Genomic DNA, 25,003 nt, shown 5'->3' on the forward strand with positions numbered 1-25,003 from the left:
GACACAAATAGCAACAAAAAACAGCGGACCCGTGCCGCCTCAACGCGGAACAGGCGACGCAGCGAACCTGCAGGCTCGGCCGTTCCGATCAGAACGCATATTCGTCGTAGGCCGGCTCCACCGAGCCGCCCCACGGGCCGTCGAACTTCTCCAGCATCTCCTCGGCCGGCGAGCGGCCGCAATCGATGATCTGATCGAGCGGCTCGAGAAAGCGGCTCTCGTCGCGGCCGAGATGGTCGATGCGACTGCGCCGGCGGAGGCCGAGATGCGCCAGGGTCAGGCATTCCTTGGCGATCTCGAACACGTAGCGGTTGCGAACACGCGCCTTGAAGCCGAGGCGCGGCACGTCGTCGCGCAGGTTCTGGCGCTCGAACGCGGTCCAGGTCTTGACCAGGTCCCACGCCGCGTCGAGGCTGACGTCGTCGTAGAGCAGGCCGACCCAGAACGCCGGCAGCGCCGGCAGCCGGCCCCATGGCACACCGTCGGCACCGCGCATTTCCAGGTAGCGCTTCAAGCGCACCTCCGGGAAGATCGTCGAGAGGTGATTGGCCCAGTCCGACAGCGTCGGACGCTCGCCCGGCATCGCCGGGTTCTTGCCTGCGAAGAAGTCGCGGAACGAGGTGCCGGAGACGTCGATATAGGTCTCCTCGCGTTTCACGAAATACATGGGAACATCGAGCGCGTAGTCCACCCAGCGCTCGAAACCCATGCCATCCTCGAACGCCCACGGGATCATGCCCGAGCGCTGATTGTCCGTGTCGCGCCAGATCTCGGAGCGGAACGACAGGAAGCCGTTCGGCTTGCCTTCGGTGAACGGCGAATTGGCGAACAGTGCGGTCGCGATCGGCTGCAGCGCCACCGAGACCCTGAGCTTCTTGACCATGTCGGCTTCGGAAGAGAAGTCGAGATTGGTCTGCACGGTGCAGGTCCGGTACATCATGTCGAGACCGTAGCGGCCGACCTTCGGCATGTAGCTGGTCATGATCTTGTAGCGGCCCTTGGGCATCACGGGAATTTCGGCGCGCGACCAGGACGGCGTCATGCCCAGGCCGAGAAAGCCGATGCCGAGCGGAGTCGCGATCTCGCGGACCTGCGCCAGATGCGCCATCAGTTCCGCATGCGTCTGGTGCACGGTCTCGACCGGCGCGCCGGACAGCTCGAACTGCCCGCCCGGCTCCAGCGAGATGGCGCCGCCGCCGGTCACGTCATAGAGCCCGATGATGTTGCCGCGCTCCATGATCGGCTCCCAGCCGAGCAGGAGCTTCATGCCTTCGAGCAGCGCGCCGATGCCGCGCGCGCCCTCGTAGGGCACGGGGCGGTGACCGTCGAGCGTGAACGGCGTCTTCTCGTGCTCGGTCCCGATGCGGAAGGCGGACGGCGGCTTCACGCCGGCCGCAATCCACGCCACCAGCTCGTCGCGCGACTGCAGCGGGGTCATATCGATCTGGTCACGCGCCATGGGAGTCTCGGTTCAGAAGCGCTTCGAGGGTCGCGCGGGGTGACAGGAAGGGCCGCGGACCCCAGGGGGCCGCGGATGTGAATGGGAACGGATGCTTCATCGGGTCGCCGCGCCCTCTCCAGCCGCCAACGGAGCGGCCTGACCACAGGAGCAGCCAAGGCGATCCAGCAGCATGCAAAGCTTGGCAGCGTCGGTATCCGACAGCTTGGAGCCGACATGCTTCTCGATCGCGGCCGAATAGGCCGACCACATCCGCTTCTGCAGCTCGCGTCCGGCCTCGGTGATCTCGACGAACTGGCCGCGCTTGTCCATCTTGCATTCGCGCCGAACGACCAGACCTTCGTCGACCAGCCGGTCGATCAGCCGGGAGGTGGAATATTGCGGGATCAGCATCTGCCGCTCCAGCTCGACCGGGCGCAGCTCGCCCGCGGGCGCCCGGGACAGCTCCAACAGCGCATCATACCAGGCGAGCGGCGGAAAACCGGCCTTCTTCAGCTCCTGCTCGACGCAGTCCAGCACCCGGCTCTGGACCCGCATCAGGCGGATCCAGGCGGCGGTCGCCTCGGTCGATGGTTTGCGTTTCATGGGCCGGCTCGTATCCTCGGATGCGCAGTCTAGCGCATTCGATGCAGCTGCATCAATCTTGACTATTCCATGCACCTGCATGTAAGGGCGGGTGTGACCGCTCGATAGGTTCCAAGGACAAAAACGGTCTCACGGAGGGAATACAAGATGAAGCTTTATTATTCACCCGGCGCCTGCTCGCTCTCGCCCCATATCGCCCTGCTCGAGGCCGGCCTGCCCTACGACCTGGTCAAGGTCGATCTGCGCGCCAAGACCCTGGAAAATGGTGACGATTACCTGAAGATCAATCCGAAGGGCCAGGTGCCGGCGCTGGGGTTGCCGAGCGGGGAGATCGTGACCGAAGGCCCGGTGATCGTCCAGATGATCGCCGACCAGGCGGCGACCAAGAACCTCGCCCCGGCGCGCGACAGCGGCGAGCGCTACAAGCTGCTGGAGTGGCTGAACTTCATCACCTCCGAGCTGCACAAGAATTTCGGCCCGATGTTCTCACCGGTGCTCGCCGACGACGCCAAGGCGTTCTTCAAGGACCGCGTGATGGGCAAGTTCAAATACATCGACAGCCAGCTCGCCGGCCGCGACTACCTGATGGGCCAGCAATTCACGGTGGCCGACGGCTATTTGTTCACCATCCTGACCTGGGCGGACCGGATGAAGTTCGACCTGTCGGCGATGCCGAATCTCGTGGCCTACAAGAACCGCGTCGCCGCACGGCCGAAGGTGCAGGAGGCGCTGACCAAGGAAGGGCTGATGAAGGCGGGGTAAGCGAGATCTTGAAAGGACTCGCTGTTGCTTCTCGGGCAGTCTGTTCTCTCCCCCCTTGTGGGGGAGAGATAGAGAGGGGGGTAGCCACAAGCGCTGGTGCCTGTGGCTACCCCCCTCCCTAATCCTCCCCCACAAGGGGGGAGGGAATGGACAGCAAGCGCGGCTCGCTTCCGTCCATCATTCCGGTCTCAAGCCGCCGCCTTCTTCGGCGGGAAGCGGCCGTAGAAGGTTTCGCCCTTGGCGGCCATCTCCTCCAGGAGCTTCGGCGGGGCGAAGCGCGAGCCGTACTTCGCCGTGAACTTGTGGCACAGCTCGACGAACTTCTTCGTCCCCATGAAGTCGATGTAGGACAGCGTGCCGCCGGTGAACGGCGCGAAGCCGAACCCTAAGATCGAGCCGACATCGGCCTCGCGCACGTCGGTGATGACGTGATCCTCGACGGTGCGCGCGGCTTCCACCGCCTGCACCACCAGGAAGCGCTGCTTCAGCTCCTCGACATCCAGCGTGTCGGGATCGAGATGCTTCGGCTGCAGCTTGGCGAGATCGGGCCAGAGGCTCTTCTGACCCTTGCCCTTCTCGGGATAGTCGTAGAAGCCCTTGGCGTTCTTGCGGCCGAAGCGGCCCTGCTTCTCGACCAGCTCGACCATCAGCTTCTTGTGGTCCTGGTTGATCGCGTTGGGCCCGAGATCATGCTCGGTCGCCTTCATGATCTTGAGGCCGAGGTCGAGCGCGACCTCATCAGACAGCGACAACGGGCCGACCGGCATGCCGGCCATCTTGGCGGCGTTCTCGATCATCGCCGGCGGCACGCCTTCGAGGAACATCTCGTTGCCTTCCGCGATGTAGCGCATCACGCAGCGATTGGCGAAGAAGCCGCGGGAGTCGTTGACCACGATCGGCGTCTTGCCGATGGCGCGGACGTAGTCGAGCGCGGTCGCCAGCGCGACGTCGCCGGTGTTCTTGCCCATGATGATCTCGACCAGCATCATCTTCTCGACCGGCGAGAAGAAGTGGATGCCGATGAAGCGGCCCTGGTCCTTGAACTCTTCGGCCAGCGAGGTGATCGGCAGGGTCGAAGTGTTCGACGCGAAGATCGCGCCGTCCTTCAGATAGGCCTGCGCCTTGGCGTAGGTCTCTGCCTTGACCTTGCGGTCCTCGAACACGGCCTCGATGACGAGATCGCATTCCTTCAGCGCCGCGTAGTCCGCGGTCGCAGTGATGCGGCCCATGATCGCCTCGGCCTCGCCCGGCTTGGCGCGGCCCTTCTTGACCAGGCCGTCGATCACGCTCTGCGCATGCGCCTTGCCCTTGTCGGCGCTCTCCTGGTCGCGGTCGATCAGCACGACCTCGAGGCCCCCGCGGGCCGAGACGTAGCCGACGCTGGCGCCCATGAAGCCGGCGCCGATCACGGCGATCTTCTTGATCTTGGTCGCCGGCACGTCCGCCGGGCGGCGCGCGCCCTTGTTCAACTCCTGCATCGACAGGAACAGGCTGCGGATCATCGCCGCCGCTTCCTTCGAGCGCAGGATCTTGGTGAAGTAGCGCGATTCGACGCGCAGCGCGGCATCGATCGGCAGCTGCAGGCCTTCATAGACGCAGCTCATGATCGCGCGCGCGGCCGGATAGTTGTCGTAGGTCTCGCGGCGATAGATGGCGTTGCCGGCCGGGAACATCATCATGCCGTTCTTCGAGAACACCGGGCCGCCGGGCAGCTTGAAGCCCTTCTCGTCCCACGGTGCGACAGCCTTGCCACCGCCCTTGATCCAATCCTTCGCGGCCTTGATGAGGTCGGCCGCCGGCACGATCGCATCGACCAGCTTCATGGCCTTGGCCTTGTCGAGCGTCAGCGCCTCGCCCTTCAACAGCAGGTTCATCGCGTCCTGCGGCTGCACGATGCGCGGCACGCGCTGGGTGCCGCCGGCGCCCGGGAACAGGCCGACCTTGATCTCGGGCAGGCCGAGCCGGGTCTTCGGGTTCTCGGCCGCGACACGATGGTGGCAGGCCAGGGTTAGCTCGAAGCCGCCGCCGAGCGCGAGGCCATTGATGGCGGCGACCCACGGCTTGCCCGACGTTTCCATCGCCCGGTAGATCTGCGAGAAGCGCCGGCTGTTGTCGAACAGCATCTGGTTGGCGGCTTCCTCGCCCTTGCTCTTCAGCACGTCCAGATAGGTGCGGTTCATGCCTTCCAGCATGGACAGATCGGCGCCGGCGCAGAACGCCTCCTTGGCCGAGGTGATGACGACGCCCTTGATGGCAGCGTCGGCGGTCGTCTCCTTGACGATGGTCTCGAGCTCGATCGCCGAGGTCTCGTCGAGCACGTTCATCGAACGGCCCGGAATGTCCCAGGTGATCAGCGCAATGCCGTCGGCATCGGTTTCGAGTTTGAAGTTCTTGAAGGCCATGTGGTGCTCCCAGATTTGGCAGGGGCGCGTCTGTGCTGCGTCAGCCCCGATGTTTCGTCTCCCCTCCCCCTTGCGGGGAGGGGTCGGGGGTGGGGGTCCTCACGGGCAGTGGAGCGCGTGGCACCCCCCTCCCCGACCCTCCCCCGCAAGGGGGGAGGGAGCACACCGTCACACCCGCTCGATGATGGTCGCGGTGCCCATTCCGCCGCCGATGCACAGCGTCACCAGCGCGGTCGCCTTGCCGGTGCGCTCGAGCTCGTCGAGCACGGTGCCGAGGATCATCGCGCCGGTGGCGCCCAGCGGATGGCCGAGCGCGATCGCGCCGCCATTGACGTTGATCTTGTCCTTGTCGATCTCGAACGCCTGCATGTAGCGCAGCACGACCGAGGCGAACGCCTCGTTGAGCTCGAACAGATCGATGTCGGATTTCTTCATGCCCGAGCGCTCGAACAGCTTCTCGGTAACGTCAACCGGGCCCGTCAGCATCATCGCGGGCTCCGAGCCGATATTGGCGAAGGCGCGGATTTTCGCGCGCGGCTTCATGCCGTACTTCGCGCCTGCCTCCTTGCTGCCGAGCAGCACCGCACCGGCGCCGTCGACGATGCCCGAGGAGTTGCCGGCGTGATGCACGTAGTTGACGCGCTCGATCTCCGGATGCGACTGGATCGCCACCGCATCGAAGCCGCCCATCTGCGCCATCTGCACGAACGACGGCTGCAACTGCGCCAGCGACTGCATGGTCGTCGAGGGACGCATGTGCTCGTCCTTGGCGAGGATGGTCAGGCCGTTGATGTCCTTGACCGGCACCACCGACTTGTCGAAGCGGCCTTCCTCCCAGGACTTCGCCGCGCGCTGCTGGCTCTGCACCGCATAGGCGTCGACGTCGTCGCGGGAGAAGCCGTATTTGGTCGCGATCAGGTCCGCCGAGACGCCCTGCGGCATGAAGTAGGACGGCACCGCCATCGACGGATCCATCGGCCAGGCGCCGCCGGACGCACCGATGCCGACGCGGCTCATCGATTCCGCACCACCACCGATGACCAGCTCATGCTGGCCGCTCATGATCTGCGCCGCGGCGAAGTTCACGGCGTCGAGGCCGGAGGCGCAGAAGCGGCTGATCTGAATGCCCGGAACGGCATCGCCGAGACCCGCATTCAGCGCGGCGAAGCGCGCGATGTCGGAGCCGGCCTCGCCGACCGGATCGACCACGCCGAGCACGACGTCGTCGACCGCGTCCTCGGGGATGTTGTTGCGGTCCTTCAGCGCCTTCAAAGGCACGGTGGCGAGCGCGAGCGCGGTCACCTCATGCAGGCTGCCGTCGGCCTTGCCGCGGCCGCGGGGAGTCCGTACGTGGTCGTAGATAAAGGCCTCAGGCATCACGCCCTCCTCATCTGGTCAGATTTGTTGTTCGCATTGACGACGGTGCCGGCGCGCGGCGCGCACCGGCTCTCGTCTGATCCTCAGAAGGCTTCCGCCGGCAGTTCCATCACGGTCGCACAACCGGCCTGGAGGCGGGCGAGATGCGCCGCCGTTTCGGGCAGCACGCGCTCCATGAAGAAGCGGCCCGTCACCAGCTTGGTGGTGAGATAGGTCGAGCCGTCGCCGGCCGCAATCTTGTCCTGCGCCACCTTCGCCATCTTCGCCCACATGTAGCCGAAGGTGACCAGCGCAAAGAGATGCATGTAGTCGGTCGCGGCGGCGCCGGCATTGTCCGGCTTGGTCATCGCGTTCTGCATCAGCCACGTGGTGGCCTGCTGCAGATGGCCGAGCGCGGTCGACAACGGGGCTACGAACGGCTTCATCGCATCGTTTCCGCCCTGCTCCTTGGCGAACGAGCCGACCTCGTTGAAGAAGGCCATCACGGCGCGGCCGCCGTCGCGCGGCAGCTTGCGGCCGACGAGATCCAGCGCCTGGATGCCGTTGGCGCCTTCGTAGATCATGGCGATGCGGGCATCGCGCACGAACTGCTCCATGCCGTGCTCGGCGATGTAGCCGTGGCCGCCATACATCTGCTGCGCCTGGACGGCGTTGGCAAAGCCCATGTCGGTCATGTAGCCCTTCATGACCGGGGTCATCAGGCCCATGTGGTCGTCGGCGGCCTGGCGGTCCTTCGGGTCCTGCGAGCGGTGCGCGACGTCGCTCTTCAGCGAGGTCCACACCACCATCGCGCGCGCCGCCTCGTTGAAGGCGCGGATCGACAGCAGGGTGCGGCGTACGTCGGGATGCACGATGATCGGATCGGCGGCCTTGTCGGGCGCCTTGGGCCCAGTCAGCGAGCGGCCCTGGATGCGCTCGCGCGCATAGGCGACCGCGTTCTGATAGGCCACCTCGGACTGCGCGAGACCCTGCACGGCGACGCCGAGCCGGGCCTCGTTCATCATCACGAACATGCCCTGCATGCCCTTGTTCTCTTCGCCGATCAGCCAGCCGGTGGCGTTGTCGTAGTTCATCACACAGGTCGAATTGCCGTGGATGCCCATCTTGTGCTCGATCGAGCCACAGGTGACGCCGTTGCGCGCACCCACCGTGCCGTCGGGATTGACCATGAACTTGGGCACCACGAACAGCGACACGCCCTTGATGCCGGCCGGCGCGCCCTCGATGCGGGCGAGCACGAGATGGATGATGTTGGAGGCCAAGTCGTGCTCACCGGCGGAGATGAAGATCTTGGTGCCGGAGATTTTGAAGCTGCCGTCGGCCTGGCGCACCGCCTTGGTGCGGAGCAGGCCGAGGTCGGTGCCGCAATGCGGCTCGGTGAGGTTCATGGTGCCGGTCCACTCGCCGGCGACCATCTTCGGCACGTAGGTCTTCTTCTGCTCCTCATTGCCATGCACGATCAGCGCGGCGGTGGCGCCCATGGTGAGGCCGCCATACATCGAGAACGCCATGTTGGCGGAGCACTGGAATTCGTTGACGGTCTGGCTGAGCGTCACCGGCAGGCCCTGCCCGCCATATTCGGTTGGCGCCGACAGGCCGAGCCAGCCGCCCTCGACGATCTGCTTGTAGGCGTCCTTGAAGCCTTTCGGCGTGGTCACGCTGCCGTCGTCATGGCGCTTGCAGCCTTCGAGATCACCCACGCGATTCAGCGGATGCAGCACCTCCTCGGCGAGCTTGGCGGCTTCGCCGAGGATCGCCTCGCGGACATCCGCCGAGGCATCGGAGAATCCCGGCAGATTGTCGTAGCGGTCGATCTGGAACACGTCGTTGAGCAGGAAGGTGACATCTTCCACGGGGGCTTTGTAGATCGGCATTGGCGTCTCCGGCAGGAAGGCTGAAGTTTCAGACGGGGAATTCCACGGACGCGGCAGGCAATGCAGGCCGCGGACTGTAGCGATTTCTCAAGGCTTGCGGCAGCCGTTAGTTTGCGACTGTCGGTCGCGTCACGACGGCTTGCTCATGGCGGCGAGCTGTTCGCCCATCAGGCGGTGCAGCAGATTGATCGCCTTGAGCGGGCGCACCATGACCTTGAAATGTGTGATCAGACCGGCGTCGTCAAAGCTGATGATATCGACGCCGTTGAGCTTGATCCCTTCGATTTCGTTCTCGAATTCGAGCACGGCGCCCGTGGCGTTACGCCACTCCCCGACATACTTGAATCCGGGACCGCCTAAGACTTTCTCAGCACTCGCGAGATATTTGAAGGTAATGTCGCGGCCGCGTTGCGGCGTGTGCACGACGGGACTTTCGAACACGGCGTCGGGATGCAGCAGCTCCCGCAAAGCGCCGAGATCGTGAGACCTCATGTAGCCGTACCATCCATCGAGGCCGGTCATTGTCATTGGGCGTCTCCTCGGGGCGGAACAGGCCAGCACCACAACCACCCCATATGCACATTGACGCATATGCGCTAGTGTGCATAATGTCAAGCGTGGAGCGGGGCAGAACACGATCAGAAAAACGGGAGCAGTTTCCGGCCATGGCCCTCGGCGACGCCATCCTCGCCTGCCTCACCGAACATCCGATGACGGGCTACGAGCTCGCCAAGACGTTCGACTCCTCGATCGGCTTCTTCTGGAAGACGGACCACCAGCAGATCTACCGCGAGCTGTCGCGGCTGCGCGACCGCGGCTACATCCAGGGGCGCGAGGTGGTGCAGACCGGCAAGCCCAACAAGCTGGTCTACACATTGACCGCGGAGGGCCGCGCGGCGTTTCGCAGCTGGGCGGCGCGGCCGAGCACGCCGGCCTCGACGAAGGACGATCTTCTCGTCCGGCTCTATGCACTGGGCGCCGCCGACATCGGGCCGATCCGGGCCGACCTGATGGCGCGGCTCGAGCATCATCGCGACCGCGCCGAGCGCTACGATCGCATCCTCAAGAAGCATTATGCGGACGGCAACGTGGCCCCGGCCGATATGGGCAAGCTCCTCAACCTGCGTCTCGGCTTGCGCCACGAACGCATGGTGGCGGAATGGTGCGAGGAAGCGATCACCGCGCTGTCGACGATATCCGGCGCGAGCAGCGTGCGGCCGCTCGATCCATCATCGCGTGAAAATGCCGGCTGATACCCGCCGTTTGATAGGGCAAAACTTCTGGCCGCGCCGGCGGTAAACTTAACGCGTTATTTACCGTAAAAGTCAAAAGTCGGGACCTGGAGCAGACGATCTGCGCGGACCCGTTCATGTTCATGTCCGGGACGCGTGGGGAGGCTGGAGGCGCTTGGTGGAGCGCTGGAAGCGGAACCGGACGAGACATGAATTCGCGCGTACCGTGGAGTAATGAAGGCATCGACCCGTCCGTCCGCGAGAGGGCCGAGGCCGCGGCGCAACGCGCCGGAATGACGCTGAACGACTGGATCAACTCCACGCTCGGCGCATCGACCCCGCCCGATTTCCGCGGCAGCCCCGCGCCACGCAGCACGCCGACCGTCAGCCGCGATGCCCGCGAGGTGACCGACATCCATCAGCGGCTCGACTCCATCGCACGGCAGATCGAGCAAATGTCGCGCCCCGTCGCGCGCAAGGATGGGCCACGCGACGAGCAGGGCGTCGCGCGTCAGCTGAACGACGCGATCTCGCGGCTCGACGCCCGCCTGTCACAGATCTCGACGCCGCAGCGCAAGCCGGACACCGAGGACCGCTATCGTGGTCCGGACGGCGTCGAGCGCGCCGCTGCGCAGCTCTACCGGCCCGCCCAGCCGCTCAGCGCGGGTTCGTTCGACGTGGCCGTGGCCGAGATCAGCGCCCGCCAGAGCGAGCTCGACAATGCGCGCCCGCTGCCGCCGCACCAGGCACCGCCGACCGCGCCTGCCATGGCATCCGCAGCAGCGCCGCTGATGACACCGATCAGCGCGCCGCTGACGCCGCCGCAACCGGCAGCCCCCACTCCCGATTTCTCGCTGCTCGAACGCCATCTGCTGAAGATCACGAGCCAGATCGAGGCGCTGCATCGCCCCGACGACGGCATCGAGCAGTCGATCGCCGGCTTCCGCAACGAGCTCTCCGAAATTCGTCACGCCATCACCGAGGCGATGCCGCGCCGGGCGATCGAGTCGATCGAGAACGAGATTCGCTCGCTGTCGCGCCGTATCGACGAGAACCGCAACACCGGCGTCGACGGCCACGCACTGGCCGGGATCGAGCGCGCGCTGACCGACATCCGCGAGGTCGTCGGCTCGCTGAAGCCTGCCGAGCAGCTCGCCGTCTATGACGAGGCGATCCGCAATCTCGGCGCCAAGCTCGACCTGATCCTGCGCGCCAATGACGACCCTGGCACCGTGCAGCAGCTCGAAAGCGCCATCGCGGCGCTGCGTGCGATCGTCGCCAATGTCGCCTCCAACGACGCGCTGGAACGACTGTCGGACGATCTCCGCCAGCTGTCGTCGAAGGTCGACCAGGTCACACAGGCGCGCGACAATCACGACTCGTTCCACGAGTCGTTTGCGGCGCTCGAACAGCGCATTGCCGCGCTGACCTCGACCCTGGAAAGCCGCGAGCCGCCGGCGGCCGCGCCCGACCACACGGCCCAGATCGAGGACGCGCTGCGCGGCCTGTCCGACCGCATCGACCGCCTGCAGGTCGGCAACGACGGCTCATCGGCGATCACCCATCTCGAACAGCGGATCAGCTATCTGCTGGAGCGGCTCGAGGCCGCCAACGACCCGCGCGGCGGCAACATGACCCGCGTCGAGGACGGCCTGCAGGACATCCTGCGCTATCTCGAACGGCAGCAGGCGACCTTCGCAGCGCTGGCGGAGAGCCGGTCGCAGCGCGAAACGTCGCAGGACGGCGGCCTGATCGACATGGTCAAGCGCGAGCTGTCCGACATCCGCTTCAGCCAGACCGAGACCGACCGCAACACCCAGGACTCGCTCGAGGCCGTCCACAACACGCTGGGGCACGTCGTCGACCGCCTCGCCATGATCGAAGGCGACCTGCGCAATGTGCGCGCCACCGCGAGCCCGCCGGCCGCGCTGCCGCCGCTGGCACCGCCAATCGAGTCGCCGATGCCGGCCGCACGCGCGCCGGCGCCCCAGGCCTTTGCCGAGCCGGCCAGGCCAGAGCCCGCCTACCGGCCTGAGCTGCCCAATCCGGCGGCCGAGCAGCCAGCGGGACAGATTGTCGCTCCGGCCGCGGGTCAACAGGCGTTCGCGGCCGCCTCGCGCGACTTCCACGCCGCGCAGGCGCCGGCGGCCGCCATGCCGCCGCCGATTCCGCCGAAGGCGATCGCCGACATCCTCGAGCCGCACACAGCACAGGCGCCCCGCCCGACCGTCATCGTCCCCGAGCTGCCGCCGGATCATCCGCTCGAACCCGGCACCCGTCCGCCTGGCCGGACCGCATCGCCCGCCGAGCGGATCGCCGCGTCCGAGGATGCGCTGAGCGAGCTTCCCGCCGGCAAGCGGGAGCCGGTGTCGACGTCGAGCTTCATCGCGGCTGCGCGCCGCGCGGCGCAGGCCGCGGCGGCTGCACAGCCCGTGGACGCCAAGAAGGCGAAGAAGGACAAGCCGAAGGAGAAGGCCAAGGAACCGCCGAAAGACCTCCCCAAGGACGTCGCCAGCGACGCTGTCAAGCCCAAGGCCAAACCCAAGGACAAGCCGACGTTCGCTCTCACCGCCGAGGGTGACGAGGAAGTCTCGACCATTGGGTCGAAGATCCGCTCGCTCCTGGTCGGGGCCAGCGTCGTCGTGATCGTGCTCGGCACTTTCAAATTCGCGATGTCGCTGCTCGACAGCGGCAGCACGCCGCCACCGATCTCGCCGATGGAAACCCAGGGCGAGGCGCCGCGCGCGCAGATGCCGTCGGCCTCGCCGAGCCTGTCGCCGCGGCCGACGACGCCCGACCAGAGCGTGCCGTCGTTGACGTCGCCGACGCCGATCGACCGTCAGTCCTACAATCGGGCCATGCCGAGCGAAGCGGAGACGATCGCAATGCTCGCGATCCCGCAGGACGTCGAAAAGCCAGCCACATTACCTGCTGCCGTCCCCACTGATATCACCGGCACGATCCCAACCGCTGCCAACGGCCAGAAGCTCGGCTTGGTGCAAGTGCCCGCCTCCGAGAAGCTGCCCGATGCCATCGGCGGACTGGCGCTGCGCAATGCCGCCCTGAAGGGTGATCCGACCGCCGCCTACGAAGTCGGCGTGCGCTTTGCCGAGGGCAAGGGCGTCGCGGCGAACTATGAGGAAGCCGCGAAGTGGTATGACCGCGCCGCGCAGGCGGGGCTGATCCCGGCCGTCTTCCGTCTCGGCACCTTCTACGAGAAGGGTCTCGGCGTGAAGAAGGACGCCGACATCGCCCGCCGCTACTACGTGGTCGCCGCCGAGCGCGGCAACGCCAAGGCGATGCACAATCTCGCCGTGCTGGACGCCGACGGCGGCGGCAAGGGCGCGAACTACAAGAGCGCCTCGCAATGGTTCCGCAAGGCCGCCGAGCGCGGCGTCGCCGATAGCCAGTTCAACCTCGGCATCCTCTATGCCCGTGGCATCGGCGTCGAACAGAACCTCGCCGAATCCTACAAATGGTTCACCCTGGCCGCAGCGCAGGGTGACGTCGACGCGGGGCGCAAGCGCGACGATGTCGCCAAGCGGCTCGATGTCCAGTCGCTCGCCGCGGCCAAGCTCGCGATCCAGACCTTCACGGTCGAACCGCAGCCCGACGACGCCGTGAACGTGCCGGCGCCCGTCGGCGGCTGGGATGGCACGCAGGCGATCGCCAAGGCAGCCGCGGCCAAGGCGGCGCTGGCGAAGCGCGCGGCTGCGACGGCGCCGCGCTGACAAGGGCATATTGCCCCTCTTTCGACATGGACGAGCGTCCGCGCACAGCCTGAAAAATCCTCCCGGCTTGCGATCGCGCCGCCATAGTGTCGCGCGGTCGATCGATATAGGTTGTCGCGGCGGATCATCACGAGCGCCGCGAGGGAGCATCGACGGGTGTCAGCGGGGAACGACCAACAGGACGGCGCGCGCTTCCTGCAGTCGCCGACGGGCCGCCGCGGACCACGGCGAACGTCGCCGCTGCTCCGCCTCCTCGCCAACGAATGCAGCAAGTGACCGACGGCTATCCTGCGGCGTTCCGATGGCGCCGGCTGGCTTCCGTCATCTTCTTCGTTGCAATCGTGCTCGGCGGAGGCATTCGCGCCTACCGCGACCTGTCGCGACCCGACGCCTGGTCGTTCTGGAAGGATCAGTACATCTCGCCGAGTCTGTCGGCGGCGCTGGTCGCCGACCCCGCGCTTGCCGGGCTGGGCGACAGGCGCACCGTGCTCGCCGTCAGCGGCCCCATCGGACCAGCGGCGGCCGGCTGGCTGCGCGAGCGGATCAGCGAGGCCCGTCTCAAGCCGGGCGACGTGATCCTGCTGTCCTCGCCCGGCGGCAACCTCGACCAGGGGGTGCTGATGGGCGAGGTCATCCGCGCCCACGGACTCGCTACCGCCGTCGGCGTGGCCGACAATGCCGGCCGCATCCGTCCGGGCTTCTGCGCCAGCGCCTGCGTGTTCGCCTTTGCCGGCGGGCAGACCCGCTACGGCCTCGATGGTTCGGCGCTCGGCGTGCGGAGCGCCCAGACCCCCACGTTCGGCGTCGGTGGATGTGACGTCGACTTCGGGCGGGAATGACTGATCCCTTCGCTGCCATTTTCGGTTATGCAGGAGCTTGGCATCCTGCGTCGCATGCGCGGGATGCTCGCTCGAAGGATCGCAGAGGCCGCGCGGATGCAGATTTATCTTCCGATCGCCGACATCCCGGTCAACATCTTCCTGTTGCTGGCGATGGGCGCGGCGGTCGGCTTCGTCTCCGGCATGTTCGGCATCGGCGGCGGGTTCCTGATGACGCCGCTCCTGATCTTCGTCGGCATCACCCCCGCGGTCGCGGTCGCCTCGGTCTCCAGCCACATCGCCGCCTCCTCGTTCTCCGGGGCGCTGTCCTATTGGCGACGGCGCGCCATCGATCCCTCGCTGGCCGCGGTGTTGATGATCGGCGGCGCGCTCGGCACCGGACTCGGCGTCGCCACCTTCACCCTGTTGCGGTCGCTCGGCCAGCTCGATCTGATGATCGCGCTGTCCTATGTCGTCCTGCTGACGAGCGTCGGCGGCACGATGTTCTGGGAGGGTCTGCGAGCGATGATGCGGGCGCGCCAGGGCGCGGTCGCGACCGTGCGGCGTCCGGGCAGCCATGTCTGGATCCATGGCCTGCCGCTGAAGATGCGCTTCAAGCGCTCGAAGATCTATGTCTCCGTCATTCCGGTCATCGCCATCGGCCTCATCATCGGCTTCCTCGGCGCCGTGATGGGCATCGGCGGCGGCTTCATTCTGGTGCCCCTGCTGATCTACCTGCTGCGCGTGCCGACCTCGACCGTCATCGGCACCTCGATGGTCCTGACGCTCGCGACCATGATGATCGCGACCATGCTGCACGCGATGAGCAATCATCTGGTCGACGCCGTGCTGGCGCTGATCCTGATGGTCGGCGGCGTCACCGGCGCGCAGTTCGGGGCCCGCGCCGGCCAGATGATCCGCGGCGAGCAGCTGCGGCTGCTGCTCGGCCTGCTGATCCTCGCCGTCGGCATCCGGTTCGCGATCGAGCTCGTGATCAAGCCCGACGACCTGTTCACGATCCGCGAGACCGAGATCAGCAGATGACGCCGCTCCGCCTCGCCAGCCTCACGTTCATGCTGCTGCTTGCCGGCGCCGCATCGGCGCGCGCCGAGCGGCTGATCGTCTCGGTCTCCAACCATCGCGTGACGGTGACGCCGAACTATTCCGGGGAGGAGCTGGTGCTGTTCGGCTCGGTCGAGAAGGACACCCAGACCCCGCCGGGTCGCACCGCCTATGACCTCGTCGTCACCGTCCGGGGCCCGCGGGCCGACATGGTGACGCGGCGCAAGGAGCGCAAATTCGGCATCTGGATCAACACCGACTCGCGCCAGTTCCTCAAGGTGCCCGGCTATCTGGCGCTGTTCGCCAACCGCCAGTTCGATGCGATGGCCGCGCCCGAGGTGCTGCGCCGGCAGCAGCTTGGACTCAACAACGTGCTGCTGACCCAGCGCGTCGGTCCCGACTATGCCGACGTGGTCCCGAACGACGCGTTCCGCAGCGCCTTCGTGCGGCTGCAATCGCAGCACGGCCTGTACCGCGAGGATACGTCCGCGGTGACCTTCCTCACGCCGACGCTGTTCCGCACCGGCATTCCGCTCCCCGCTGCGGTGCCGATCGGCACCTACGAGGTCGAGATCAAGCTGCTCGCCGACGGCGCGCTGGTCACCAAGACGGAGACTGCGTTCGAGATCGTCAAGGTCGGCTTCGAGCAGTTCGTCGCGAACTCGGCGCGGCAGAGCGGCTTCGTCTACGGCCTCGTCACCGCCGCGATGGCGCTGATGACGGGATGGATGGCGTCGATCGTGTTCCGTCGGGATTGATCTTTTTCTCGTCAGTGGGAGGAGCTGGGTGGCGAGGCGATCACCGTCCGAACACCGGGCTCCAGAAGCTTCAGCCGCGCACCGAACCCGAGCGCATCGAAGGTCTTGCGCAGGTCCTGCGCGCTCTGGCGGAAATGCGCCCAGCCATCCGTGTGAACCGGAACGATGGCGGCCTCGGCAAACACACGCGCGGTCTCGATCGTGTCGTTGGTGTCCATGGTGAGGTGGAACGGCCCGCGTGTCTGCGCCGCTCCGGCAAAGGGCATCACGACGCCAGGCTTGAAACGCCGCGCCACCTCCGCCACGCCGTCATAGAACACCGTGTCGCCACTGACATAGACGGGCGCGCCGTGCTGCGGGATCAGGACGAAGCCGATCACATCGCCCGCGAGCGGCTCGATGCCGGCGGGACCATGGCGCGCCGGCGTCGCCGCGACCGTCAATGTCCTGCCGCCTTTGCTGAGCTGCGTCGTCTGCCACGGCGCCAATCCTTCCGCCAGCGCACCGAGCCTGCTTGCGCCGACTTCCGTCGTGAGCACGCGCGGTGCGCGTCTCAAGAAGGCGCGGCCGCCATGGTCGAGATTGTCGGAGTGCTGATCATGGCTCAGCAGCACCGCATCGACCTCCCCGATCGCCTCAGCGGTCATCGCTGGTCCAGTGAGCTTCTCCAGTACGACATGCGGCAATTCATAGCGGCCGGGAGCATCGAATGTGGGATCGGTCAGCAGGCGGAAGCCATCGATTTCGATAAGGGCGGTCGGGCCGCCGATCAGGGTGATCGCAACACTCATGACGATGCTCCAATGGTACGGGCCGGCGCCCGCGTGACCAGATAGATCCCGAGCGCGACGGGAACGACGCCGAGCAGGTCCTGCAGCGCCACGTGCTCGCCGAGCACCAGGAAGGCGAAGATCATCGCGAGCGGCGGCATCACGAAATGATAGGCGCTGGCCGCGGTCGCGCCGCATACTTTCAAGAGATGGAACCAGAGCACATAGGCCAGGATCGAGCCACCGAGCACGAGGAAGGCGAACGCGCCGATCAGTTGCGCATTCGGCACGATCTCGCCCACGTGCGACACGCCGAGCGCGACCGGCCATAACACCAGCCCGGCTGAGAGGTTCTGGATGCCGTTGCCGACCCACAGGCTGCCCTGCGGGGCGAGCTGCTTGAACAGAATGGTGCCGGTCACGATCGAGGCCAGCGCCGCCAGCGTATAGAGAATGCCTTCGAGCTGGTCGGTGCCGACGGACATACGGTGCCAGACGATCATGGCGACGCCGATGGTGCCAAGCGCGAGGCCTGAGATTTTGCGCAGGGTCAGCGGCTCGCCCAGCAGCAGCGCCGCGAACACCGCGGTGAACACCGGATTGGCCGAGACGATCAGGCCGCCGAGCCCCGCCGACACGGTCTGCAGCCCGGTGTAGCCGAGACCGAGATACAGCGCGTTGTTGGCGATGCCGATGATCGCGAACACGGCCGCATCGCGCCAGCTCATGCGCAGCTCGCCCCGGACCGCCGGCACCACAAGAATGAGGACACCAGCGAGCGAGAACCGCGCCGCGAGCAGCAGCAGCGGCGGACAATAAGTCACCCCGATCTTGCCGGCAACGAAGGCAAAGCTCCACAACAGGCAGAACAGGCCGATTTCGAGCGGCAGCAGGTTGGACTTCTCGGGGCTCACGGCAACGGAGGATACGGACGACATCGGAGGTCTCCTTCGCCGCCGGTGTAGGGCTGTTCTTTCCCATTTGGAAATTAAATGATAGACTGACACTCAGTGGTTTTCCGAATGGAGGTCCCGAGTGCTCGATCTGGACCTGTTGCGCAGCTTCGTCTCGGTGGTCGAGGCCGGCGGCTTCACCCGCGCGGGCGAGCGCGTCCACCGCACGCAGTCGACGATCAGCCAGCAGATTCGCCGGCTGGAGGACGACCTCGGCCAGACGCTGCTCAACCGCGACGGCCGCGAGGTCACGCCGACCGAGGCCGGCGAACGGCTGTTGTCCTATGCCCGCCGCCTGCTCGCGCTCGCCGAGGAGGCCCGCGACGTCGTGGCGCGGCCCGGACCCGACGGCGCGGTGAAGCTCGGCATCCCCGAGGATTTCGCGGCCTACCGGCTCGCCAAGCTGCTCGCCGCGTTCTCGCGCGCCCACCCCGATCTGCGGCTCGACGTGCGCGCCGACCAGAGCCTCAACCTCAAGCGCGACATCGAGCGCGGCGATCTCGATCTGGCGCTGCTCAAGCGCGGTGCCGACGACGCACACGCAGCGATCGCGGCATGGCCGGAGCAGGTCTATTGGGTGACCAGCAAGAGCCATCCGGTCAACCTCGAGGCCCGCTCGCTGCCGCTGATCGGCTTCCCGCTCGGCTGCATCTATCGCACCCGCGCGATCCATGCGCTGGAGAGCGAGGGACGCGCCTGGCACATGGCCTACACCTCGTCGAGCCTCGCCGGCATCCAGGCCGCGGTCGCCGCCGGCATGGGGCTGAGCATTCTGTCCGAGATGTCGGTGCAGTCGGAGCACCGCGTGCTGACCGCCCGCGAGGGCTTTGCGCCGATCGAGCGCACCGAGGTCGCGCTGGTCGCCTCGCCCGACGCCAGCCCGGCGACGCTGCGCCTGGCCGACCGGCTGGCCGAGTTCTGCGAGAAGGTGCAGGCGAAGGCGGCCTGACGGGCATTCGTCCGCGGCTCCGGCGACCATGACGCCACGAGGACGCTGCGTTCCCTCTCCCGCTTGCGGGGGAGGGCTAGGGAGGGGCCGTTCCGACGGCGCTGCGCTTGGCGCCCCCTCTCCAACTCTCCCCCGCAAGCGAGGGAGAGAGCACAGCGATGCGCGCGGCGGGCATGATCAGTCCAACTTCGAATGATCCGTTCGACCTCTGATCACTCATCCAACTAATGAATTTCCATCATCCAACTAATAGCACCGCGCCGCGGCGATGCTGTGCAGGCGTCTATCTCCCAGCACATGCGCGATGAAGGCGCGCTTCGGAAACAGCTTGGCGAAGGCCGCGTCGCGCACGCTCAGGCCCCCGGCATAGGCGCCGAACGCCGGCATCACGGCGCGCTCGCCATCGCAGACGAAGCAGCGCCGCTCCAGCGTGCGCGCTCGTGTCGCGACGCGCGCCTTCGGATGCAGATGGCCGGCGATCTCGCCGCGCGCGCCGGAGGGCTCGTGACGGAACGTCACCGCGCCGAGCGTGACCGCGTCGGCCAGCTCGCCGCCGATGCCGCGCGGGGCCGGATCGTGGTTGCCCGTGATCCAGACCCAGTCGCGGCCGACCTGCAGGTTGGCGATGCAGGCGCGGTCGTCGCCGGTGAGACGCGTATGCGCATCGCGATCGTGAAAGCTGTCGCCAAGCGCGATCACGATGCGCGGATTGTAGTGGGCGATCACGGCTGTGAGGCGATTGAGAGTCGCCACGGTATCGAACGGCGGCAGCAGGGTGCCGCGCGACGCGTAGCTCGAGCCCTTTTCCAGATGCAGATCGGAGACGACGAGCAGACGCTGCTCGTCCCACACCAGCGCGCCGGAGAGATCGACGCGCAGCGCGGTGCCGGCGACGTCCATCATGCCCGATGCGCAGAAAGTCCCCCGCAAGTCCGCCTCGCTTGTCGATCTACCCCATCGCTTCCTTCACGAGTTCCTCGGCAGCCTCGGCCAGGAGCTCGTCGGCGGCCTCGCCATAGACGGATTCGCGGCCGATTTCCAGCATCACCGGCACCGCCAGCGGCGAGACGCGATCGAGTTCCCGATGGGTGATTCGTCCCTCGATGCGCTGGAGCATATCACCGAGCCGCTTCAGATCGAGCAGGCCGGTGGCGGCATCGGCGCGCGCCGCGCGCAACAGCATGTGATCGGGCTGATGCCGGCGCAGGACGTCATAGACCAGATCGGTCGAGAACAGCACCTGGCGGCGCGTCTTCTCCTCGGTCGTCGACCGCCGCGCGATCAGGCCGGAGATGATGGCGCACGAGCGGAACGTGCGCTTCATCAGCGCGGATTCGGCGAGCCACGCCTCGAGATCGTCGCCAAGCATATCCGGGTCGAACAACGCGGCGAGATCGAGCCGCCCCTGTTTGACCATCAGCGACATGTCGCCGAGCCCCCACACCGCAAGCGCATATTCGTTGGCGACGAAGCCGAGCGGCCGGGCGCGCGCCCGCTCGAGCCGGCGCGTCAGCAGCATGCCGAGCGTCTGATGCGCGAGCCGGCCCTCGAACGGATAGCAGACGATGTAGTGCTTGTTGGAGCGCGGGAAGGTCTCGACCAAAAGCTCGCGCCGGGCCGGGATGCGCGACACGTCCTTCTGCAAGGACAGCCAGTCGCGCACCTGCTCCGGCAACGCGCTCCAGGCGGTGCGGTCGTCGAGCAGGCCGCGCACGCGCTCGGCGAGATAGGTCGACAGCGGAAACTTGCCGCCCATGTAGGACGGCACCTTCGGATCGGAATCATTGGCGCGCGACACATAGACCTGGTCCTCGGCCAGCGCCTCATAGCGCACGATCTCGCCGCTGAACACGAACGTATCGCCGAGGGTGAGGCCTTCGATGAACGCCTCCTCGATCTCGCCGAGCAGCCGTCCGCCGCGCGCGATCGCGCCGGTCGTGCCCTTGGCCCCGCCGCGCGAGCGCACCAGCCGCACCTTCAGCATCGCCTCCTCGACGATGGTGCCGACGTTCAGGCGATAGCTCTGCCGCACCTTGGGATTGGCGACGCGCCAGCGTCCCCTCGCATCCTGCTTGATGCGGGCAAACCGCTCATAAGTCTTCAGCGCATAGCCGCCGGTGGCGACGAAGTCGACGACATCGTCGAAATCAGCGCGCGACAGCGACGCATAGGGGGCCGCCGTGATGACCTCCACATAGAGCTCGTCGCTGAGAAACGGCTCGGCGCAAGCGCAGCCGAGCACGTGCTGCGCCAGCACGTCGAGCGCGCCAGTACGCAAAGGCGGCGTGTCCTGCGCATTGTCGGCGATGGCATCGATCGCGACCGAGCATTCCAGCACCTCGAAGCGGTTGGCCGGCACCAGCACCGCCCGCGAAGCCTCGTCGAGCCGGTGATTGGCACGGCCGATGCGCTGCATCAGCCGCGAGCAGCCCTTGGGCGCGCCGACATTGATCACGAGATCGACGTCGCCCCAATCGACGCCGAGATCGAGCGAGGAGGTGCAGACGACGCCGCGCAGCCTGCCGGCCGACATCGCATCCTCGACCTTGCGGCGCTGCGCGACGTCGAGCGAGCCGTGATGCAGGGCGATGGCGAGATTGTCGTCGTTGATGCGCCAGAACTCCTGGAACAGCATCTCGGCCTGGCTGCGGGTGTTGACGAACACGAGCGTGGTCTTGTTTCGCTTGATCAGCTCGTACATCTCGGCCAGCGCATGGCGCGCGCTGTGGCCGGCCCACGGCAGCCGCTCCTGCGTATCGAGCATCTCGACCACCGGCGGCGCGGCGCCGCCGGCGACCACGACGTCGGCCGCGGATATGCCGCCGCACGGCTGCGGCACCAGGAAGCGCGCGAGCTGCTCCGGCTCGGCGACGGTCGCCGACAGGCCGATCATGCGCATGTCCGGCGCAAGCCGCCACAGCCGCGCCAGCGCGAGCGACAAGAGATCGCCGCGCTTGGAGGTGACCAGCGCATGCAGCTCGTCGAGCACGACGCGCTTCAGCGAGGAAAACAGGAACGGCGCATCGTCGGACGACAGCAGCAGCGCCATCTGCTCCGGCGTGGTCAGCAGGATGTCCGGCGGATAGCGGCGCTGCCGCTGCCGGCGGGACACCGGCGTGTCGCCGGTGCGGGTCTCGACCTTGATCGGCAGGCCCATCTCGGAGATCGGCGCCTCGAGATTGCGCGCGATGTCGACCGCGAGCGCCTTGAGCGGGGAGATGTAGAGCGTGTGCAGGCCGGCGGGTCGCGGGATGCGGTTCGCCGTCTGCTTGCTCTTTTCCGTGTTCGCGAGTTCGACCAGTGCATTCGGCTCGGTGCCGGGTGTCACCATCGACACCGCCGCCGGAGGCCCCCCTCCCCGCCGTTCCCCCACAAGGGGAGCGGGAGTGGAGAGAGCGGATGTCTTGGCAAGAACAGAACGATGCTTCGGCGCGACGGCGGAGCCGAGCTCCACCAGGGTCGGCAGGAACCCGGCGAGCGTCTTGCCGGCGCCGGTCGGGGCGATCAGCAGCGCCGAGCGTTGCGCGCGAGCCTTCTCCAGCAGCGCCAGCTGATGCGCGCGCGGCGCCCAGCCGCGCGCCGCGAACCATTCGGTGAAATGGTCGGGCAGCGGGGCGCTGGGCTCATTCGAGGCTGGTGAGGTACGGGGCGGCACCAGAGACAGGTATGCAGTCCCGCGCATTTCGTCGAGGGCCGCAGTACTTGCACCGGCCTGCCTCCCCGCCCTCTGCTGTCGTCCCGGCGAGCGCGGCGACCCATGCAGCGGGATCGGTCGGTGAGACGCAACTGCCGGTCATCGTCCCACCCGAGCCGGTGGCTATGCGTTCGCAGGGACGACAGCAGAGGTTCGGGCTGCATCCCTGACACCATCGTCTTTGCGAGGAACGAAGCGACGAGGCAATCCAGACTGCGTCCGCGAAGGAAGTCTGGATTGCGTCGCTTCGCTCGCAACGACGACTGAGACGCAGCGCCACGCCTACTCCGTCATCGGCTTCTCGGAGATGCTCCAGTCCTTGCCGTCGAAGATCGAGATGTAGAGCGTCTTCATCGGCGTGTAGTCGTCCGGCGTGTAGGCGTAATTGACGCCATCGAGGAAGAAGGGCGAGTGGAAGCCGGCGAGTGTCGTGGCGTGCTTGAGCACGTTCTCGCGGGTCAGCGTGTCGCCGCAGCGGCGCAGGATCTCACCCATCGACACCGCCTGGCCGTAGCCGGCATAGGCGATGGTGTTGTCGGGATCGATGTTGGGCAGGTACTTGGCGCGCAGCGCCTCGAAGCCCTTGACGTCGGGATCGTCCTTCCATTGCGGCACGCCGGCGTCCTTGGAATAGCGGATCGCGACGATGTCCTTGGCATTCTCGAGGCCGGCGGCAGACAGGATCGAACGGCCGGTCGAGCCCGCCGACAGCAGCTGCAGCGGCTTCCAGCCGAGCTCGGCCACCTTGCGGATCGACTGCGACGAGGCCTTGCCCGTGCTGATGTTGTAGAACACGTCGGCGCCCGACTTCGACAGGTTGATCAGCTGCGAGTCCACCGTCGGCTCGGTGAGATCATAGGTCTGCTCCATGATGACCTGCGCCTTGCCGCCGGCGTCGGCCAGCACCTTCTTGAACGGCCCCAGGAAGTCACGGCCGAAATCGTCGTTCTGATAGAGGATGCCGATCTTGGCTTCCGGCTTCACGCTCAGCACATGCTTGGCGAGAATGCGCGCCTCCGTCGGATACAGCGGCAGGCCGGCCATGGTCCATTTGTAGTTCTTGGGGTCGTTCCACTTCGAGGCGCCGGTGTTGAGCAGGAGCTGCGGCACGCCCTTGGAGTTGAGGTATTTGTGCACGGCGGTCTGCGGCGCGGTGCCGAGCGAGCCGTACAGCGCCAGCACCTCGTCCTGCTCGACCAGCCGCCGCGTCGCCTCGACGCATTTCGGCGCGCTATAGGCATCGTCCATCGTCAGGAACTTGACCTTGCGCCCGTTGATGCCGCCCTGCTCGTTGAGCATCTGGAAATAGGCCTCGCCGACACGGCCGAGCACGCCATACAGCGAACCGGGGCCGGAATGCGGAATGGTCTGGCCGATCTTGATCTCGGTATCGCTGGCGCCGGCATCATATTTCTTCTCGGCGGCCCAGACATAGGGCGAAGCGATCGTCGAGGCGCCGATGGTCGCAAGCGCGGTGGCGCAGAAATCGCGCCGCGTCAGATGTTTTTTCATTTTTGTCTCTCCCTAGACTGCCGACATTTTTTGGCATCGGGAGAGCTGCGGCAAGAGCGAAGTTGCCGCATTGGACGCCGCGTGCAGCGCATTCAATAGCGTCTAGACTCAAGTCCTGGCCGCGACCACGGCCAGCCCGCGCACCGGCAACTGCTCCTCGGTCCGCGGCGACGCCGGCGCGAGATGGGCCAGCTTCAATCCCGCGGCTGCGATCACGCCACGGACATATTCCGCGCCATGGGCATAGCGCAGCCCCTTGCCCATAATGACACCGTCGCCGTCATGGGTCTCGACGGTCAAGGCCAGCAGTCCGCCCGGACTGAGCACACGTTGCGCCTCGCGCAACACCGGGCCGAGGTCGCCGACATAGACCATCGCATCGGCAGCAAGAATGAGATCCGCAGACGCATCGTCCTGGCGCTGCAGCCCTGCGGTCATGTCGTCGACCTCTAGCCCGGCATAGAGCCCGGTGGCGCGCGCCTCCGCGATCATGCCGGCCGACAGGTCGATGCCGATGATGCTGTCGACGTTCTTGGCGAACGCCGCCGCGCCCAGCCCGGTGCCGCAGCCGAGATCGATCGCGCGCTTGAAGTAGGCCGGCTTGCGCTCGGCCGCGCGCACCGCGAGCACCGCCTTGAACAGGATCGCCGGCGCGCGGTAGTTGAGCCGCTCGGTCAGCTCGGCCTCGAAGCGCGGCGCATACTGATCGAACAGCGACTGCACATAGGCCTTGGGCATGTCCGACAGCGGCGCGGCGCCGAGCTGCATCAGATGCACGGCGGCGCCGTGACGATCATCCGGATCGGCGGCATAGGCGTTCTGGAAGGCCGAGATCGCCTTGTCGGTTTCGCCCAGACCGAGACGGATCTTGCCGAGCTCGAACCAGGCCGAGGCGAAGTTGGGGGCGACCTCGATGGCCTGCTCCATCACCTCGGCGGCCGCGACCAGGTCGCCCTTCAATTGCAGGTCGCGGGCGAACTCGTAGCGGCGGTCGGCGATCAGATCGCCGGAGGACAGGAACAGGCGGTGGGGCATGGGAACCATCGTCGTCAATGCGAACTTCTC

19 protein-coding genes are annotated in these 25,003 nt (G+C 66.7%); 7 read left to right on the top strand and 12 right to left on the bottom strand.

Annotated elements, in window-relative coordinates:
• Nucleotides 1-88 precede the first annotated feature (88 nt).
• Together QW861_RS21090 and QW861_RS21095 are read right to left on the bottom strand one after the other, a co-directional pair.
• A complete protein-coding gene (locus tag QW861_RS21090) occupies nt 89-1,459 on the bottom strand; it encodes a glutamate--cysteine ligase (protein ID WP_315717930.1) in 1,371 nt (456 codons plus the stop codon).
• 96 nt (nt 1,460-1,555) lie between these two features.
• On the bottom strand, nt 1,556-2,044 hold the full coding sequence (locus QW861_RS21095; protein ID WP_315717931.1) for a helix-turn-helix domain-containing protein: 489 nt from the start codon (nt 2,042-2,044) through the stop codon (nt 1,556-1,558).
• Nucleotides 2,045-2,191: 147 nt separating this feature from the next.
• Between QW861_RS21095 and gstA the strand changes: the two genes are divergently transcribed.
• The gene (gstA, locus tag QW861_RS21100) at nt 2,192-2,806 is read left to right on the top strand and encodes a glutathione transferase GstA (RefSeq protein ID WP_315717932.1); all 615 of its coding nucleotides are present in this window, start codon (nt 2,192-2,194) and stop codon (nt 2,804-2,806) included.
• A 188-nt stretch (nt 2,807-2,994) separates the two neighbouring features.
• Here the strand turns inward: gstA and QW861_RS21105 are convergent, their stop codons facing one another.
• The 4 genes from QW861_RS21105 to QW861_RS21120 form a co-directional block, all read right to left on the bottom strand.
• On the bottom strand, nt 2,995-5,208 hold the full coding sequence (locus QW861_RS21105) for a 3-hydroxyacyl-CoA dehydrogenase NAD-binding domain-containing protein (protein ID WP_315751279.1): 2,214 nt from the start codon (nt 5,206-5,208) through the stop codon (nt 2,995-2,997).
• Nucleotides 5,209-5,376: 168 nt separating this feature from the next.
• Nucleotides 5,377-6,585 carry an acetyl-CoA C-acetyltransferase gene (locus QW861_RS21110; protein WP_315717934.1) on the bottom strand — a complete coding sequence of 403 codons (1,209 nt, stop codon included), beginning with the start codon at nt 6,583-6,585 and terminating at the stop codon, nt 5,377-5,379.
• Nucleotides 6,586-6,668: 83 nt separating this feature from the next.
• Nucleotides 6,669-8,459 carry an acyl-CoA dehydrogenase C-terminal domain-containing protein gene (locus tag QW861_RS21115; protein ID WP_315751277.1) on the bottom strand — a complete coding sequence of 597 codons (1,791 nt, stop codon included), beginning with the start codon at nt 8,457-8,459 and terminating at the stop codon, nt 6,669-6,671.
• 129 nt (nt 8,460-8,588) lie between these two features.
• The gene (locus QW861_RS21120; protein ID WP_315717936.1) at nt 8,589-8,987 is read right to left on the bottom strand and encodes a nuclear transport factor 2 family protein; all 399 of its coding nucleotides are present in this window, start codon (nt 8,985-8,987) and stop codon (nt 8,589-8,591) included.
• Nucleotides 8,988-9,124: 137 nt separating this feature from the next.
• Between QW861_RS21120 and QW861_RS21125 the strand changes: the two genes are divergently transcribed.
• The 5 genes from QW861_RS21125 (at nt 9,125) to QW861_RS21145 (ending at nt 16,060) form a co-directional block, all read left to right on the top strand.
• Nucleotides 9,125-9,712: a PadR family transcriptional regulator gene (locus QW861_RS21125; protein ID WP_315717938.1), complete on the top strand. Its 588-nt coding sequence runs from the start codon at nt 9,125-9,127 to the stop codon at nt 9,710-9,712.
• A 188-nt stretch (nt 9,713-9,900) separates the two neighbouring features.
• Entirely contained in the window at nt 9,901-13,422 is a 3,522-nt protein-coding gene (locus tag QW861_RS21130; protein WP_315751276.1) for a hypothetical protein, read from the top strand.
• 272 nt (nt 13,423-13,694) lie between these two features.
• Nucleotides 13,695-14,261 (top strand): hypothetical protein, encoded by a 567-nt coding sequence (locus QW861_RS21135; protein ID WP_315751274.1) that lies wholly within the window; start codon nt 13,695-13,697, stop codon nt 14,259-14,261.
• Nucleotides 14,262-14,357: 96 nt separating this feature from the next.
• Complete coding sequence (locus tag QW861_RS21140) at nt 14,358-15,284, top strand: sulfite exporter TauE/SafE family protein (protein WP_315717941.1); 927 nt, start codon at nt 14,358-14,360, stop codon at nt 15,282-15,284.
• Nucleotides 15,281-16,060 (top strand): TIGR02186 family protein, encoded by a 780-nt coding sequence (locus tag QW861_RS21145; RefSeq protein ID WP_315717942.1) that lies wholly within the window; start codon nt 15,281-15,283, stop codon nt 16,058-16,060. Before QW861_RS21140 ends, QW861_RS21145 begins: the two co-directional genes overlap by 4 nt.
• An 11-nt stretch (nt 16,061-16,071) precedes the next feature.
• Here the strand turns inward: QW861_RS21145 and QW861_RS21150 are convergent, their stop codons facing one another.
• Both QW861_RS21150 and QW861_RS21155 read right to left on the bottom strand, forming a co-directional pair.
• Nucleotides 16,072-16,851: an MBL fold metallo-hydrolase gene (locus QW861_RS21150; protein WP_315751272.1), complete on the bottom strand. Its 780-nt coding sequence runs from the start codon at nt 16,849-16,851 to the stop codon at nt 16,072-16,074.
• Nucleotides 16,848-17,768, bottom strand: coding sequence for a DMT family transporter (locus QW861_RS21155; protein ID WP_315717944.1), 921 nt, complete (start codon nt 17,766-17,768; stop codon nt 16,848-16,850). The genes QW861_RS21150 and QW861_RS21155 overlap by 4 nt, the downstream gene beginning before the upstream one ends.
• 97 nt (nt 17,769-17,865) lie before the next feature.
• Between QW861_RS21155 and QW861_RS21160 the strand changes: the two genes are divergently transcribed.
• Nucleotides 17,866-18,732: a LysR family transcriptional regulator gene (locus QW861_RS21160; protein ID WP_315717945.1), complete on the top strand. Its 867-nt coding sequence runs from the start codon at nt 17,866-17,868 to the stop codon at nt 18,730-18,732.
• A 246-nt stretch (nt 18,733-18,978) separates the two neighbouring features.
• On the opposite strand, the gene pdeM is transcribed toward QW861_RS21160, so the two are convergent.
• The 4 genes from pdeM to QW861_RS21180 all read right to left on the bottom strand — a co-directional run bounded on the left by pdeM (nt 18,979) and on the right by QW861_RS21180 (nt 24,973).
• Entirely contained in the window at nt 18,979-19,632 is a 654-nt protein-coding gene (pdeM, locus tag QW861_RS21165) for a ligase-associated DNA damage response endonuclease PdeM (protein ID WP_315751515.1), read from the bottom strand.
• A 49-nt stretch (nt 19,633-19,681) separates the two neighbouring features.
• Nucleotides 19,682-22,414 (bottom strand): ligase-associated DNA damage response DEXH box helicase, encoded by a 2,733-nt coding sequence (locus QW861_RS21170; protein ID WP_315751270.1) that lies wholly within the window; start codon nt 22,412-22,414, stop codon nt 19,682-19,684.
• A gap of 294 nt (nt 22,415-22,708) precedes the next feature.
• Nucleotides 22,709-23,938, bottom strand: coding sequence for an ABC transporter substrate-binding protein (locus QW861_RS21175; RefSeq protein ID WP_315717947.1), 1,230 nt, complete (start codon nt 23,936-23,938; stop codon nt 22,709-22,711).
• Between the two features lie 108 nt (nt 23,939-24,046).
• Entirely contained in the window at nt 24,047-24,973 is a 927-nt protein-coding gene (locus QW861_RS21180) for a class I SAM-dependent DNA methyltransferase (protein WP_315751268.1), read from the bottom strand.
• Nucleotides 24,974-25,003 lie beyond the last annotated feature (30 nt).

Source organism: Bradyrhizobium sp. SZCCHNRI1029, from assembly GCF_032487555.1.
Taxonomy (GTDB): Bacteria; Pseudomonadota; Alphaproteobacteria; order Rhizobiales; family Xanthobacteraceae; genus Bradyrhizobium.

Bases quoted from the DNA above. Each gene is read 5' to 3' on its own strand.
- QW861_RS21090 (WP_315717930.1), bottom strand. From the start codon at position 1,459: ATGGCGCGTGACCAGATCGATATGACCCCGCTGCAGTCGCGCGACGAG.
- QW861_RS21095 (WP_315717931.1), bottom strand. From the start codon at position 2,044: ATGAAACGCAAACCATCGACCGAGGCGACCGCCGCCTGGATCCGCCTG.
- gstA (WP_315717932.1), top strand. From the start codon at position 2,192: ATGAAGCTTTATTATTCACCCGGCGCCTGCTCGCTCTCGCCCCATATC.
- QW861_RS21105 (WP_315751279.1), bottom strand. From the start codon at position 5,208: ATGGCCTTCAAGAACTTCAAACTCGAAACCGATGCCGACGGCATTGCG.
- QW861_RS21110 (WP_315717934.1), bottom strand. From the start codon at position 6,585: ATGCCTGAGGCCTTTATCTACGACCACGTACGGACTCCCCGCGGCCGC.
- QW861_RS21115 (WP_315751277.1), bottom strand. From the start codon at position 8,459: ATGCCGATCTACAAAGCCCCCGTGGAAGATGTCACCTTCCTGCTCAAC.
- QW861_RS21120 (WP_315717936.1), bottom strand. From the start codon at position 8,987: ATGACAATGACCGGCCTCGATGGATGGTACGGCTACATGAGGTCTCAC.
- QW861_RS21125 (WP_315717938.1), top strand. From the start codon at position 9,125: ATGGCCCTCGGCGACGCCATCCTCGCCTGCCTCACCGAACATCCGATG.
- QW861_RS21130 (WP_315751276.1), top strand. From the start codon at position 9,901: ATGAATTCGCGCGTACCGTGGAGTAATGAAGGCATCGACCCGTCCGTC.
- QW861_RS21140 (WP_315717941.1), top strand. From the start codon at position 14,358: ATGCAGATTTATCTTCCGATCGCCGACATCCCGGTCAACATCTTCCTG.
- QW861_RS21145 (WP_315717942.1), top strand. From the start codon at position 15,281: ATGACGCCGCTCCGCCTCGCCAGCCTCACGTTCATGCTGCTGCTTGCC.
- QW861_RS21150 (WP_315751272.1), bottom strand. From the start codon at position 16,851: ATGAGTGTTGCGATCACCCTGATCGGCGGCCCGACCGCCCTTATCGAA.
- QW861_RS21155 (WP_315717944.1), bottom strand. From the start codon at position 17,768: ATGTCGTCCGTATCCTCCGTTGCCGTGAGCCCCGAGAAGTCCAACCTG.
- pdeM (WP_315751515.1), bottom strand. From the start codon at position 19,632: ATGGACGTCGCCGGCACCGCGCTGCGCGTCGATCTCTCCGGCGCGCTG.
- QW861_RS21170 (WP_315751270.1), bottom strand. From the start codon at position 22,414: ATGCGCGGGACTGCATACCTGTCTCTGGTGCCGCCCCGTACCTCACCA.
- QW861_RS21175 (WP_315717947.1), bottom strand. From the start codon at position 23,938: ATGAAAAAACATCTGACGCGGCGCGATTTCTGCGCCACCGCGCTTGCG.
- QW861_RS21180 (WP_315751268.1), bottom strand. From the start codon at position 24,973: ATGCCCCACCGCCTGTTCCTGTCCTCCGGCGATCTGATCGCCGACCGC.